General features: G+C 39.0%; 13 protein-coding genes and 2 pseudogenes. 3 read left to right on the top strand and 12 right to left on the bottom strand.

All coding sequences use genetic code 11. From position 1 onward, the window contains the following. Positions 1-6 precede the first annotated feature (6 nt). Both N824_RS19645 and N824_RS19650 read right to left on the bottom strand, forming a co-directional pair. A complete protein-coding gene (locus N824_RS19645; protein WP_048906856.1) occupies positions 7-684 on the bottom strand; it encodes a hypothetical protein in 678 nt (225 codons plus the stop codon). A gap of 67 nt (positions 685-751) precedes the next feature. Continuing rightward, on the bottom strand, positions 752-1927 hold the full coding sequence (locus N824_RS19650) for an MFS transporter (RefSeq protein ID WP_048906857.1): 1176 nt from the start codon (positions 1925-1927) through the stop codon (positions 752-754). Between the two features lie 91 nt (positions 1928-2018). Between N824_RS19650 and N824_RS19655 the strand changes: the two genes are divergently transcribed. Beyond that, the gene (locus tag N824_RS19655) at positions 2019-2384 is read left to right on the top strand and encodes a helix-turn-helix domain-containing protein (protein ID WP_048906858.1); all 366 of its coding nucleotides are present in this window, start codon (positions 2019-2021) and stop codon (positions 2382-2384) included. On the opposite strand, the gene msrA is transcribed toward N824_RS19655, so the two are convergent. Then, on the bottom strand, positions 2376-2867 hold the full coding sequence (gene msrA / locus N824_RS19660; RefSeq protein ID WP_048906859.1) for a peptide-methionine (S)-S-oxide reductase MsrA: 492 nt from the start codon (positions 2865-2867) through the stop codon (positions 2376-2378). The two genes, N824_RS19655 and msrA, sit on opposite strands and share 9 nt — an antisense overlap. 47 nt (positions 2868-2914) lie before the next feature. Further along, positions 2915-3163, bottom strand: a complete 249-nt coding sequence (locus tag N824_RS19665) for a hypothetical protein (RefSeq protein WP_048906860.1) — start codon at positions 3161-3163, stop codon at positions 2915-2917. A gap of 74 nt (positions 3164-3237) precedes the next feature. On the opposite strand from N824_RS19665, the gene N824_RS19670 reads away from it, so the two are divergent. Together N824_RS19670 and N824_RS19675 are read left to right on the top strand one after the other, a co-directional pair. Continuing rightward, a complete protein-coding gene (locus N824_RS19670; RefSeq protein ID WP_048906861.1) occupies positions 3238-3789 on the top strand; it encodes a TetR/AcrR family transcriptional regulator in 552 nt (183 codons plus the stop codon). A gap of 4 nt (positions 3790-3793) precedes the next feature. Beyond that, on the top strand, positions 3794-4390 hold the full coding sequence (locus tag N824_RS19675; RefSeq protein ID WP_048906862.1) for a pentapeptide repeat-containing protein: 597 nt from the start codon (positions 3794-3796) through the stop codon (positions 4388-4390). Positions 4391-4403: 13 nt separating this feature from the next. Here N824_RS19675 and N824_RS19680 read toward each other — a convergent pair whose 3' ends face one another. The 8 genes and pseudogenes from N824_RS19680 to N824_RS19705 all read right to left on the bottom strand — a co-directional run bounded on the left by N824_RS19680 (position 4404) and on the right by N824_RS19705 (position 14256). Then, positions 4404-5753 (bottom strand): DUF4832 domain-containing protein, encoded by a 1350-nt coding sequence (locus N824_RS19680; protein WP_152542410.1) that lies wholly within the window; start codon positions 5751-5753, stop codon positions 4404-4406. A gap of 226 nt (positions 5754-5979) precedes the next feature. Further along, complete coding sequence (locus N824_RS19685; RefSeq protein ID WP_048906863.1) at positions 5980-7101, bottom strand: acyltransferase family protein; 1122 nt, start codon at positions 7099-7101, stop codon at positions 5980-5982. A gap of 18 nt (positions 7102-7119) precedes the next feature. Continuing rightward, positions 7120-7983: a PKD domain-containing protein gene (locus N824_RS19690; RefSeq protein WP_048906864.1), complete on the bottom strand. Its 864-nt coding sequence runs from the start codon at positions 7981-7983 to the stop codon at positions 7120-7122. 38 nt (positions 7984-8021) lie between these two features. After that, positions 8022-8438, bottom strand: a complete 417-nt coding sequence (locus tag N824_RS34445) for a RagB/SusD family nutrient uptake outer membrane protein (protein ID WP_235207216.1) — start codon at positions 8436-8438, stop codon at positions 8022-8024. Between the two features lie 133 nt (positions 8439-8571). Further along, positions 8572-9540, bottom strand: a pseudogene (locus tag N824_RS34450) (RagB/SusD family nutrient uptake outer membrane protein). Positions 9541-9544: 4 nt separating this feature from the next. After that, positions 9545-12034: a SusC/RagA family TonB-linked outer membrane protein gene (locus tag N824_RS19700; protein ID WP_200869916.1), complete on the bottom strand. Its 2490-nt coding sequence runs from the start codon at positions 12032-12034 to the stop codon at positions 9545-9547. A 25-nt stretch (positions 12035-12059) separates the two neighbouring features. Next, positions 12060-12791 (bottom strand): annotated as a pseudogene (locus tag N824_RS33200) (carboxypeptidase-like regulatory domain-containing protein). Between the two features lie 334 nt (positions 12792-13125). Further along, a complete protein-coding gene (locus tag N824_RS19705; RefSeq protein WP_052334225.1) occupies positions 13126-14256 on the bottom strand; it encodes a FecR family protein in 1131 nt (376 codons plus the stop codon). Positions 14257-14264: the final 8 nt, after the last annotated feature.

Genomic DNA, 14264 nt, shown 5'->3' on the forward strand with positions numbered 1-14264 from the left:
GAGTGATTATTTAGATAGTGTAATTCTGTTCGATATATCAGTTTTGCCGTTGATTAAACCTAATATACCTGTATTGATCATTATAGCTTTTTTTGATTTAGAGATCTTTGCCAGTGGATTGTTACTGCTGGTTATTAATTGTTCAAATCTGTATATACTCGTGTATGAGGCATCTTTAAATACATTTTTCACTTCAGGTTTAAGCTTATTGTATTCTAATACGGTAGCCTTTGTATACTGATAACTGCGCTGAAAAGTCTGGGTTTTCGGTTCATAAGCATAAGAAGCATTACTAAGCCCTTTTATCTTTAACTTCTTTAACACATTTTGATTTACAGTATTGATATTGGCAACATCCTTAAATGCAAAAGAGACACTCACTATGAAATTATCGAAATCCATTTTCTTTTGGACGTTCGTAATGCCTTCTGATTTTTTCAGGTAACTAACAATTTCTTCGAGTTCTTTCTGGATAGTTTGTTTAGACGGAACTCTATATCCCTGGATACTATCCATAAGCATAAGAGATGCCACCTTGGCTTTACTCGCACTCAGATTGAGGGTTAAATTTACTGTTCCAGACCCTGTTTTATTGACATTAATTTCTTCAACAACCTGGAAGCAAGACGAAAAAAAAAGTACGAATACTATTAAGAAAAGATATCTATACGTTGTAACGAGCATTATTTAGGATGTTTTGCAAAGATAGACTGCAAAGATATCATTTTTAGAAACAGAATGAACTAAAGATCTATGCCGTACATTGATTAGATTTACTAATAAGTTCGCTTTTGCGCTCCAGCAAAGTCCTCCATATAATCATTAAAAAAGCCAAAATTCCAAAGGCCATACCCACCCATGGGCTCTGAGAAACCCCAACAGAGGCAATAAACCAACCACTTACAACAGTTCCCGCCGTTACGCCAAGATTTCCAAATGAGATAGCCAAACTATTAGCAAACTCAGGGGCATGCGGGGCGGCAGAAGTCATGTAAGCAAACCCACTCAGAAAACAAGGAGCATATAAAAAACCCCATAATGCAATAACCGACACAGTAGACCAGGTATTGGCACCCGAATAAAACAACATCACAGGAATCAATACCGTTCCACTTAGAAACAAAGCAATAGTAACCGGAATATTTTTACTCATCATTTTACCCGCTAACCAATTAGATATTATCCCTGTAATACCAAAAAGAAACATCATGTAACTAATAGTTTGAGTATCCATCTCTTTAACCTTACCCAAATAATCTGCAAAATAACTGTAAGTAGAAAACCAGGCCGCGATCATAAAAAAGTTCATTGCAGAGCTGATCAAAAAACGACTATTGGTTAGCACCTTCAATTGTGTTCCATACGATTTCTTTTCCTGCGGATGCATAGGAGGCAAAATCTTGTAAATACCCAATAAAGCAATGGCAGTTACTATCGCCTGAACGCCAAAAGATGCCTGCCAGTTAAAAATACTTGCCATATAGGTAGCAAACGGAACAGTAGTCACCATTGCTATTGCAATCCCCCCTACAACGATCCCTGCTAGCCGATATTCTTGTGATTTATCCGCATTTGCAACAGCTGCTGCTATAGCATTCGAAATAAATACAGGTTGCAAAAATGCAGGCAATATCCTCACAATAATCAGCAACCAAAAAGGTGGAGCAAAAGAAGATACTACCCCAGTAAGCAAAAACATCGCAATACTGATCATCATGATCTTTTTCCGGTCGAAGCCAGAAGTAAACAGGGTCATAAAAGGACCTGTTAATGCAATTACAAGGGCAAATGCACTTAATAACAAACCTGCTTTATCGATGGAAATATGGTAATGGTCTGCAATCTGAGGCAAAATACCAATAACCCCAAATTCGGTTGTAATAATTCCAATTAACCCCAAACATCCTACAAATGCAATTTTCTTCATTATTGATTTTATTTTCGGTCAAAAATAAATCTTAACTAATAGATTTGCCTTTTTTACAACCCAATGTAGGGAACTAACAAAAATGTAAGCCATGGCATTAAGGAAAGAAAATTCAACAAATAGTATCAATTACAAAATCATCAGCGATTGTTCCGATCTTGTATATGCCATAGCAATATTTGGAGGTCGATGGAAAGTACTTATCCTGCGAGAACTTGAGGAGGGAAAGATGCGATTTACTGAACTTAAAAATGCAATGCCAAAAATTACCGAACGGATTTTAAGCTTACAACTAAAAGAACTGGAATATCATGGACTCATATCCAGGACACTCCATTCCTCAGTTCCACCCAAAGTAGAATACGAATTAACCGAAATAGGTATTGAACTTATTCCAATATGGGAAACTTTGAGCAGTTGGGGCTCAAAACACAGAAAGTTAAATCAACTAACCTAATTTCCATTCAGGTCTTTCAAAGTGGCAGGTATATCCGTATGGCTGCTTCTGCAAGTAATTTTGGTGTTCTTCTTCCGCATTCCAAAAATCGGTTACAGGAACAATTTCCGTTATAATTAGCCCGGGCCATTTACCAGAAGCTTCCATGTCTGCGATTAAAGCCTTAGCGGTTTCCCTTTGTGTTTCATCCATAAAAAAAATGGCTGACCGATAAGAGGTTCCTATGTCGTTTCCCTGTCTGTTCCGTGTTGTTGGATCATGGATCTGGAAGAAGTATTCAAGGAGTGAACGATAGGATAAAAGTGCTGGATCAAATATGATTTCAATGGCTTCAGCATGTGTTCCATGATTCCGGTAAGTTGCATTGGGAACATCGCCTCCAGTGTATCCAACCACCGTTGAAATAACACCCGGCTGGTGTCTGATAAGTTCTTCTACCCCCCAAAAACAACCGCCCGCCAGAATGGCTTTTTCTGTATTCATATAGCTTTTCTTTTTAATTGAATAAAGGTACGATGCTGATGCACTATTTATATAATAGAAATCCCATTTTCATCAAAAACCTCTAATACCGACGAAATGATTCCTAATCGTGCCATTCCCTTGACCAATTCCCGGCCAATATCCTCGTTGCAAACAACTCGGAGAATCTTATCACAGTCGTCAAGATCAACAGACCACTCTGAGATATCAGAAAAAGTATCGATAACCTCAAAAACATGCCGTAAATCAATTGGCGTATTAATTACAGGGGATAGAATAATGACGTATCTGGACATGGGAACCAACTAATTGTGGGGACAAATGTATAAAATAATTTGAAAACAAACCAATCGTTCGGTATCTTTGAAGAATGGAAAATCCATATAAAAGAAAGAAAGATCCGGAAGCGAGTAAGCAGTTGATCCTTAATATAGCGGCCGAAATAGGTGCCACAGCTAGCTGGCATCAGGTTACTTTTCAAGCTATTTCCGATCAAACCGGATTGAGTAAGGGTGGCATTATCCATCATTTTCGCAATAAAGAAGAGCTACTGGAAGAACTGGTACGCCAAAGCCTCGTTGAACTGACAGATTGGACCATTGAAGAAAAAAAGGCCTCAGGAAATGACATTGCCCCCATTGCCTTTCTTCGCTTCGTTATCAAAAAGAGCAGTGATTTACATTACAGGAGAACCATGAAAGTCATTTTACAAGCGGCACTTATTAATGAGCACTATAAGGAAATGTGGGATGAATGGCTTACCAAGCATATTGCCGGTGGATCAGTTGCGAATCTGAATGTAAACGGCCTGATCATTATCCTCGTCGCAGATGGACTTTGGTACGCTGATAACCTTGGCCTTTATGGCATCAGCGACGAAAAGAAAGAGCAGATCGTAAACAAATTACTCAACTTAAACTAATTTCATGAACAATTCCAACGAGACTACAATCCACGAAGGCAAGACATTTAATAGCATCAATTATGCAGAAAAGAGACTGGAGAACCGGGAATTTATCAAATGCGAATTTGTAAACTGTGATTTCTCCAAGAGTGATTTAAGCCACAATGATTTTATGGATTGTCATTTTAAACAATGCAATTTCTCACTTACGGTGGTTACAGGTACCGGGTTTAGGGATGTTACTTTTACCGGCTGTAAAATACTGGGAATTGACTTTTCGAAATGCAACAAGTTTTTATTTTCTTTCCATTTCGACAGGAGCCATCTGGATTATTCAACTTTTTATGGCACAAAACTTAAGAAAACAAACTTCACGGAATGTTCACTTAAAGAAACTGATTTTGAAGAATGCGATTTAACCTCAAGCGTATTCCATAACTGTGATCTTTCAGGCGCAACATTTGTTAGGTCTGTTTTAGAGAAAACAGACTTCCGTACGGCAAAGAACTTTAGCCTTGATCCGGCTGTCAATAAAGTAAAGCAGGCGAAATTTTCTGCATTGAATCTTTCGGGCCTGCTTTACCAATACAACCTGGATATTGATTATCCTGGTGAATAAAATGGAACTGAAACTATTTAATGGCAACAATATGATTAAGCTTGTTGTAACCTGTTGAAGCTTCCCATACATCTTCATTCGCCAAACGGATGCAGTACTCGGGCCTATCTGCAATACTTGCATACTCATCTGGCAGGTGAAGCAGCATTTCATATTCACCGGTTGCAAATTCGGAAGGTATTTTTATACTTTCCTCTACCTTAAAACTTCCCGAATGCCATCTCCTTACATCGGTAGCAAGAGCAAAGGATTGTAGGCTCCCATTTGCCTTATTCCTTAGAACCAGTTTTATTGTTCTTTTATTGTAAGGCGATGCATACCCAACATTTTTAACATTGAGCACTATATTTAAGCTTGTGCCTTTCACAGCATTATCAGGTAAAACTGCAGATTGCAAGACAAAGCGATAGCCCAGGTTTTTCTTAATATTATCCATACAACCTCCTGTTTGCCAGTCATTATTTACTGCAGTATTATAATGAGCATTCAGATAGCTAAAGTGCATGGCTGCAAGTTCTTCCTGGGCTTTACCGGCTGGCTCACAATCGTTAAGACTATAATCATCCGAACAGGTTTCTCCACCAACAACAACATATCGGCTGTCGACCTTCATATAATCCCTTAAAGTATTTAAAACCATACCGTCTGATGTTCTTGGCGTACTGCTATTTCCATAATCCTCATAGGTCCCAAAGTCATTAGCGCTGGCAAGGAAACAATCATTATGAAAACCGATACGAGATTCGTCTGACATCGTGAATGCCATAAGCTCAGCAAGTGGTGCTGAAGAAAGTGCTGAGTTTACGCCGAACAAAAAACGTTGCTTAAATTGTGGGTAGCGAACCTGAACCATTCGATCGGCTGGCATCGCAGCAAGTAAAGCCTTCAATACCTCTACCCTGTCTCGCCAATTCTGATCTGTTAATTTACTATCCTGTCCACCATTCATAGAGGCATCACCAAAGAAATCAGTATAATAATTCTCTCCCCAGGTGCCAATAAATCCGAGCTGCACACAAGCAATCACATCTGCATTCTCTGTAAGCACAGGTTTAAGTTGTGCAATGTGGCTCAATACAACAGATTTAGCGGCATCACCATAAGTTGGGCAAATAAATCCTTCCGGACAGTTACCCGGACGCGCAGTAGCAGTATACACAAAACGCGGAATCAGTTTCACTCCTGCCGTTCTTGCAGCAGCCATATCTTTTTTAATGTTACTCAGAAAAGATTCTGAGATGCTCGTGGTGGTTACATTATCTAAGATGTAATATCTGAAAACGAGTGTACTATATACTTTGTAATTTGCGGTAGAAATATCCTGTAACGAGCGATAAGCTTTAAGTGTTTCTGCGTCAAGCACGGTATAGCTACTTGCAGCGGTTTCTGAGTAGCGGTAAAATCCCCGTTCAGGATTAGGGAAAATCTTCGGTACTTTCCGAGTAGGTTACATTCACCTTCTCTACCTTAACCAACCTTTCGTTTTCCTCTTTACAGGAACTAACAAACAAAAGGATAACCGTAGAAAAAATTAAAAAGGTAAGGGTCAATTTTATATTCATGATGATTTTCTTTCTAAATGAATTTGTTTAAAGCTTGAAAAAGATATTACGCTTGTACAACCAGTAACAAAGTGCCCATTCAACCAGTAGTGTAACTAAAGCGGTCACTACAGCACTAACATTAGTCCGTAATCCAAACAACATTGCTAAAATATCTCCTGTAAAAATTCCGACTACACCATTCAGCCATTGCACACCAATGGTTTCGAAAAATATATAGATAAATATGGCATTCATTCCCATTACAGTGCATATCCAAACGTATTTTACACATTGCTTTACGTCAACTAACCAGTACACCACAGCCAGGATAATTAACACCCAACCACCTGATGCAAACACAAAAGAGCTAGTGCTTATTCTTTTTATAATTGGGGTAATCTGTAAAGCGTCTAGCCCGAATCCAATCAGTAGAGCAAGCAAGCCAAACCCGATCAGCACCTTTATTTTATAAGATGCTGATCGCGCTGAAATTAAAAGTTTTCCTGCAAGCACGCCCCAAATTGTATGCGCAGCAGTCGGTATTGCATTTATGGCCACCCAACCATCTGGATTGATCTTACCCATGAGTAGTGTATCTACATACGATCCAAAATTATGGCCTTCTACAAATGGCTGATCGAAACCTGGCATCAGTATCAAACGGTACATTGTTTCCGTAAGCAGCAGTAACCCAACTGAACTGATGATTTGCCAGTTGTACGATTTGCCAATCATCAGGTAGGCAAGCAAAGTGGTAAAAGCCAACTGAGTAAGCACATTCCAGAGTTCCCAAACTGGCTTCCCTGCATACACACAGTGAAGTCCAACACCAAAAAGGAAAAGCTTAAAACTCCTGATTATGATATGACCCCAGTTCTTTTCCCAGCTACTGCCCTTCTCCAGTTTGCGGCTATAAGAGATATACATGGCCGCTCCTGCCATAAACATAAATGCCGGTTGTACCAAATCCCAAAATCGCAATCCATGCCATGGATGATGAAAAAACTGCTCAATAAGTATTGCTGCCGGCTGTACCAGATTAAGACCTTTAAGGGCTCCATATAAATGGCAACTCTCTGCACAAAGTAACAACATGATTAATCCCCTCATCACATCAAGGGATACCACACGTCCGGCAACAAATTGATTTGCTATATTTTTAGCCATAAGAAATTATTTTAAAAACTACTCACTCATATCAAGCAGGAATGCCGAAGCTCCGGCATCAGGAATACTCCCAAGGGTTACCGACCAATCACTTTTTGTGGCCATAATTCCTATTCGCATTCCAGTGCCTGTTAGTCCCTTCAGTTTTCCACGGGCAATGCGCATTTCAAATTTCAAAGTATCAGCCGTTTCAGCAATAGCACCTACACTATAAGCCTCTGAAATGGACTGTTGAGCAAAGCTAAAGCTATTTTGMGCACCATTATGATAGAAGATATCTACACCTGAGCTCAACAATTGCCCCTCCAACAGAATATCAAACCCACCATCCGCATAAGCACTTAATAAACCGGTGCCGGCACTATTGTCTGAGTCAATATAGAAATCGAAGATATCGCCATTGGCTTTTTTAGAATTCATCTCCACATATATGTAAATAAAATTGCCATCGTAATCAAATTTAGCTGATCGGAAAATACCACCCTCCGGACCGGCAGTAAGGATATTGGTAGTTACTTTATCCCAGTCACTCAAGGTATTGTCATCAAGCTTAACAGGTGAAGTTTTAGCAATTCTGATAACGGTAGAGGCCTCCGTTACACTTCCATTTATTGTTGCATAAAGTGTTGTTACATATTTACCTTTACCTGCATACTCATGTACGGGATTGGCATCGGTAGAGGAACCTCCATCGCCAAAGTCCCACCTGTATGATGAAATACCTGTTGTTATTGTTTTAAAGGCAACCTGATTACCCTCCACTGTAAGGTCATACAGCAAATCGGTCAGTTTTGGGGTAGTATCCTTTTTACAGGAATATAATATGGTAACCGCTGTGATCATGATCAGCAACCGGAATATGTTATTTTTTAAATTCTTCATATCAATAAAATATTTATAATCGACATTTTAACATTGGATTATTGATTTTGAGTAGCAAGCGTATTACTCAGCACTTCATCTATCGGCACAAAATAAATGACCCTTGGGTTAGTGTAGTTCACCGATAGATTAGCATAACCAGTTGGTGTCTTACTCAAATCAATATCAGTTTCTTTTAATCCGGCCAGATGATATCCCCAGTAAGCTTTACTCATCGCTCTCTTATTGCGATAAATATCGTAGGCTCTATGCCCTTCAAAAGCCATTTCTATACGTTTCTCTTCCAGAACAACGTCTAATGCCGAGTACCCTGATGGCAATATTTTATTGTATAAAGAATTTTCCAGTCCACGATTTTTACGGATCAGGTCTACGTCGTCAAGAGCGGCGCCAGTATTACTTAACTTAGCTTCTGCCTCTGCTCTATTCAAATACATTTCTGATAAACGGAACATGATTGGGGAGCTTAGATTTGGAAGGCCACCCTGGAAAGAAAACTTGCTTATATAATATACTTCGATGCCATTTTTCTTCTGAATAATTCCATTGCCATCTTTCAGCGGGACGATGTAAGACCAACGAACATCTTCAKKRKGYWTTGWYATCACNAKTSMWCWWAGAAGAAGAAGCATACTCCTCGCCCCATCCCGAATTCCCATCAGAATAGATCATCGATGCAATAGATCCAAATTTACCATAATCGTCAACTGGGGTAAAGGCTATACAAAAAATCGTTTCCGTACTTGTTTGCGCATTGGCAAATAAGGAAGGATAAGCCGCAGCAGTCGCAAGACTGAACCGTTTAGAATTGATCACCAAATTGGCATATTCAATGGCTTTCTGATTATCTTCTTTGTATAAGTTCACTCGTGATAACAATGCCCAAGCTGCTTCTTTTGATGCATATTGCACCGTTCTCGGCTGGGTCATTAAAGAGGCAGCCTTCTCCGCATCGGCAATAACAGCAGCATATACTTCTGCAACCGTAGACCTCTTCTTTTTAGATGGATCAGTAAGGTTTGTACGCAGGATAACCCCATCAGCATTAGGATCAACGCTATAAGGTTTACCAAACAACCTGACTAGGTTAAAATGACAAAATGCTCTTAGAAAATAACACTCTCCCAGCAGTTGTAGTTTTGCTGGATCCTGTGTTCCCGACTTCTCTACAGCTTCAATTACTGTATTGACACCCGTAATTATTTTGTAAGACACATACCAGAAATACCTTGTATTGCCTTGTGAAGGTGAATGACCCAGACTAAAGCTATAAAACAGGGGATCGGTAGTTACTTGTCCGCATACAATATCATCACTGGCAAAGTCAGACAAATGATAAAACTGACGCAAATACATATTGTTCTGGTCTATTGTACCGTTAAATGCAATATGATCCTTAAATAAAGCATAAGCACCATTTAAGGCATTGGTCAAACCGTCAGTAGTAGTAATCAATGTTTCCGTACTAATGGCATCACTTGGTGCAACATCAAGATTTTTGCAGCTGTTCCCAAAGATGAGCAGGAGAACAATTATGGATAATAAATACTTTTTCATATGCTTAAAAGTTGAAGTTTGCGGTAAATAAATATTGCCTGTTATTTGGATATTTGAAGTCTGACACCCCTGGTGTTATAAAACTTCCCGAACTAATCGTTGTTTGCGGATCCTGGCCTAAGAAATTCGAAAATGTAGCCACATTATCAGCTGTAACTCCTAAGGTGATTGCCTTAAAGTGCAATTTCTTCACCAACGACGTAGGCAATGCATAGCTAAATGAAATATTTCTGATCGTAAAATAACTGCCGTCTTTAAGATATCGGGTAGATGTTTCTGTAGAATTTGCTGAATTCTGAGGGCTTGGTTCAGTAGCATCAGTATCACTAGGGCCGGACCAGATCTTAGCGCCATCGGGCAGTCTGATCTGGTTATAATAAGGTTCATGTCCATCGTTCATCATAAAACGAAGGTTGTTGCTAAACACCTTATTGCCATAGTTAAAGTAAGTACTTACACGTAAATTGAAGCCTTTATAACTCAAACTATTATTAAAACCACCCTGATATTTGGGCAGTGCCGATCCTGATTCCTGAGTAGTAGCTTCAGCATAATTTAGCGTTTTTTCACTTGCAACCGCTTTGCCCTCTTCATTATAAATCACTTTCTCCCAGACAGGTGCTCCAGTCTGACTATCTATTCCAAGCCATTTAGGCATATAAAATTCGTAAAGGTCACCTCCGTTGCGATAAATCTGGGAAATGCTCCACGATCCTGTCTTCACAATGTCGGCCGGTAAACCGTATAATTTATTGCTGTTAAAGTTTATTGTAAAATCTGTCGTCCATTCGAAATCCGTTGTTTTTATGTTTGTAGTATTAATCCCTAATTCAATCCCTTTGTTAATTACATTTCCGGCATTTTCCCATTTCGTTTCAAAGCCAACTGACAAAGGCTGCGAAACTTGCAGAAGCAGATCTTTAGTATTGTTACGATACACATCAACTGTAAGGTTAACTCTTTTAAATAAGCCGATATCAATACCCGCATTAATTTGATGCTTACTTTCCCAGGTTAAATTAGGACTAGCGAGCTGATAAGGTACAGCTCCGGTTAATGAATTGTATTGCGTGGTTAAAGAATACAGACCGAGATACCTTGATGAACCAATATCCTGCGTTCCCGTAATACCATAACTTAACCTTAGCTTTAAATTATCAATGAGGGTACTGTTTTTCAAGAAATCTTCATTACTTGCTAACCAGGCCCCTGACACCGAAGGGAAGGAAGCGTACCTATTTCCTTCCGGAAAAGCAGAGGATCCATCTATACGAAATGAGCCCGATAAAAAGTAGCGGCTTTTATAATTATAGTTAACCTGCGATAATCCAGACTGCAGGTAACTTTTATCGGTAAATCCATTTACAAGTTGGTTGTTAGATACAACATTAAGTACCTTCAGCCCTTCTGGCAAACCTTTACCCGAAGCTCCAGAGTATTCTGTTTGTCCAGCTTCCAGGGCTATCCCCGCCAATCCTGTAATAGAGTGATCACCAAATTGAAAATTAAACTTAAACAGATTATTGGAGATAACACCATAATTCAGCGTATTCAGCTCATCAATAAAGCCAGTGCCATGGTAAGTGCCTGCTACAATTGGAGAGAAATAATTTTTCCCTTTATTAAAACCTGCAGAGCCCCTGTTCGTACTAGAGAAAGTCAACCAACTGTTAATGTTATAGTTTAATCCAAAGTCATAATTTACATCAAACCCTTTGTAAGGATGTTCAGAATTTTTCACCGTATGGATTGGATTGATTTTATCCCGCGACCACCATTTAAAGGTAGAATTCCCATCTACATATATAGGAGTTCCATTCTCATCATATGGATTGTCCCATGGCAGATTTAAAAAGGAATAATACACATCGTTGTAATCATAACTTTTACCCATTGATGCACTCAGGTTGATGTTATTGGTAATACTTAATTTCTTAGAGAATGTGTAGGTTGAATTGGCACGAAGGTTAATGCGTTGAAAACCTGTGTTCAGAAAAGTTCCTTTTTCATTATAGTAAGATGCACCTACATAATAATTATTTTTTTCTGTACTCCCACTGGCCGACAGATAAAATGCGTTTACCGGCGCAGGTTTAAAGGATTCTTTTGACCAGTCATAATCCTGATTCAAGAGTGATAATGGGCGCTCACTATAAAATTTAATCAGATCTATCTTATATGAATTATCTGTGGCACCAACAATATAATCCCGGTAAAATTCTTTTTGGGAGTCATATAGTTCAGCGCTGTTCATCACATCTAGTTTACCAAAATCAGCTGTTCTAAATCCGGATGTAGCCTTAAACTCAAAGTTGGTTTCTCCGGATGTAGCCCGTTTTGTATTTATAATAATAACCCCTGCATTTGCCTGAGAGCCATACAAAGCCGTAGCTCCGGCATCTTTAAGCACCGTAATTGATGCAACATCATTAGGATCATAATTCCCTCCAATAATCCCATCTACAACTGTAAGCGGACTTTGGTTGGCATTCACAGAAGATACCCCTCTTAATCTTATTTCAGGAACAGYRSYYGRTRNCACCGGAACTGTTTACTACTTGCAAACCTGCCACTTTACCCTGGAGCATCGTGCCTATATTATTAGCCGTTACATCTTTTAATTTCACTGATGAGACAACAGCAACAGCACTTGTCAGTTCATTCTGCTTCTTACTATCATAACCAACAACGATGACATTGTTTAGCTGACCAACATCCTCCATTAGTGTTATAACTAATTGTTGGTTTTTAACAACCTCTACTTCTTTGCGGATGTAACCTATAAATGAAACAATCAATGTTGCAGGCTCCTGTACATCCTTTAAAAGAAATATGCCTTCGTCGTTTGTACTTACAACCTTACCTTGTCCTTTTACACTTACTGATGCTCCGGGAAGAGGCTTTCCGCTATTATCGACCACTTTTCCGCTGATATCAACTCTTGCTGGCAAAGGTGCTATTTGTTGAAACGCGGGCTTTGCCAACGATTTGATAAGAATTACTTTCTGATCTATCTTGTATGTCAATTGCAAGTCCTTCAACAAAGATTGCAGTACAGTTTCTAACTCTGCATTATTAAATTCAGCATTAATTAAAAGATTTCCGTTGACGTTCTGATCCGAATACAGCACTTTATATCCGGTCTGTTTTTTGATTTCTTGAAAAACCTGACGTAGTGCAACCTGTCGTTTATTATAACTAAATCGCTGCGCAAAACTGGATGCACTGACTTGCAGTAAACAGCTGGTCATTATAATTATGATCAAGTTAATTCTCATTAGTAATTTTCTTTTATCGGCTGCAGCAAATGGCCGGACAACCGAATTCATAACTGATAAAAATTCTGGAGGTAGCCATTGGCATGGCACACCTAGGTTAAAAGTATATAATTTCATACCTTTGAAGCTTGGGTTAATACGTTAAACTGATCTGGAATTTGTTTTTTATGGTTAACTCAGATATTGCTATGGAAGTGCTGAAACACTTTCATAGCTTTTTTCTTAAAAACCTGCGCGGAAATATCAGCTTGCTTTGCCTTTGATTCTTTTCATTTTGGTTTTGTTTAGTTGTTGATTGTTGGTTAGGTTATTTTACTTTTATAGTCTTGCCTTCGATAGCAAAACGCACATTACTGGTTTCTTCAAGCATCCTCAATATGACGGATACATTTTCAAATCGGGAGACGGAGCCACTAAAAGTAGGGACATCCAGTGGCGAACCGAGATTGCGTACATAGACAATATCTACATTATACCATCTCGATACCTTTCTTAAAATATCGGTTAGCGGGTCTTTATTAAAAACAAACTCGCCATTTTTCCAGTCTATCGCATCACCGGCATTTACAGCTTTTACATTGAGCTTGCCTCCTATTAAAACAGATTGCTCCCCTGGAATCAGAACAACATCATTATTCACCTTTACAGATCCTTCTAACAATGTAGTTTTAACTCCATTCTCGTCGTCATATGCATTTACGTTAAAATGAGTACCAAGAACTTTAACTTCCTGACCTGCACTACGTACCAGGAATGGATGGTTTTTATCTTTTGCTACTTCAAAATAAGCTTCCCCGGTTAATTCAACAATTCGTTCTTCCTTTGAAGAGAAATTAACAAGGTATTTTAAAGAGGAGGCTGAGTTGAGCCAGACCTTAGTTCCATCAGGAAGTTTTAACTGATATTGTCCGCCTTTGGGTGTTTCAATACGATTATAATAGTCGTTTTTTCCTATTGCTTGTTGATTGGCAATCGTATACACAAGTTGTCCACTCGATGTTTTGGTAATTTGTATACCTGCCTGTGTAGCTATTGCACCACTAGATGCATCGGTTAAACTAATTTTTTTGCCATTCGCAAGGGTTAAATAAGCTTTATTTCCTCCCGCAGGAATATCCTGAAATAATACTTGTGCCATTTTATTGCCATCTGATGTACCATTGTGATAAAAATACAGTACAGTACAGAAAGCTAAAATCAGACAGGCAGCCGCAGCAACTGCTGGCCATAAAAAGCGTCTTCCTGGGCTTTCTGCTTTTCTTTTCTTCTGAATTTCGTGCCACATTTCAGAGCTAAGCGCATCTAGATCCGTTTCAGAAAACTCGGAATCATCATCCTGGTGAAGTTGGTGCAACCAGTATTTGGCAATCTGCTGTTCTTCATCCGTTCCATTTCCTGAACTCACTTTATCTAATATGGCCTGTATGTCTTTTTGCATGGTCTTTT

The organism is Pedobacter sp. V48, from assembly GCF_000523515.1.
Classification (GTDB): Bacteria; Bacteroidota; Bacteroidia; order Sphingobacteriales; family Sphingobacteriaceae; genus Pedobacter.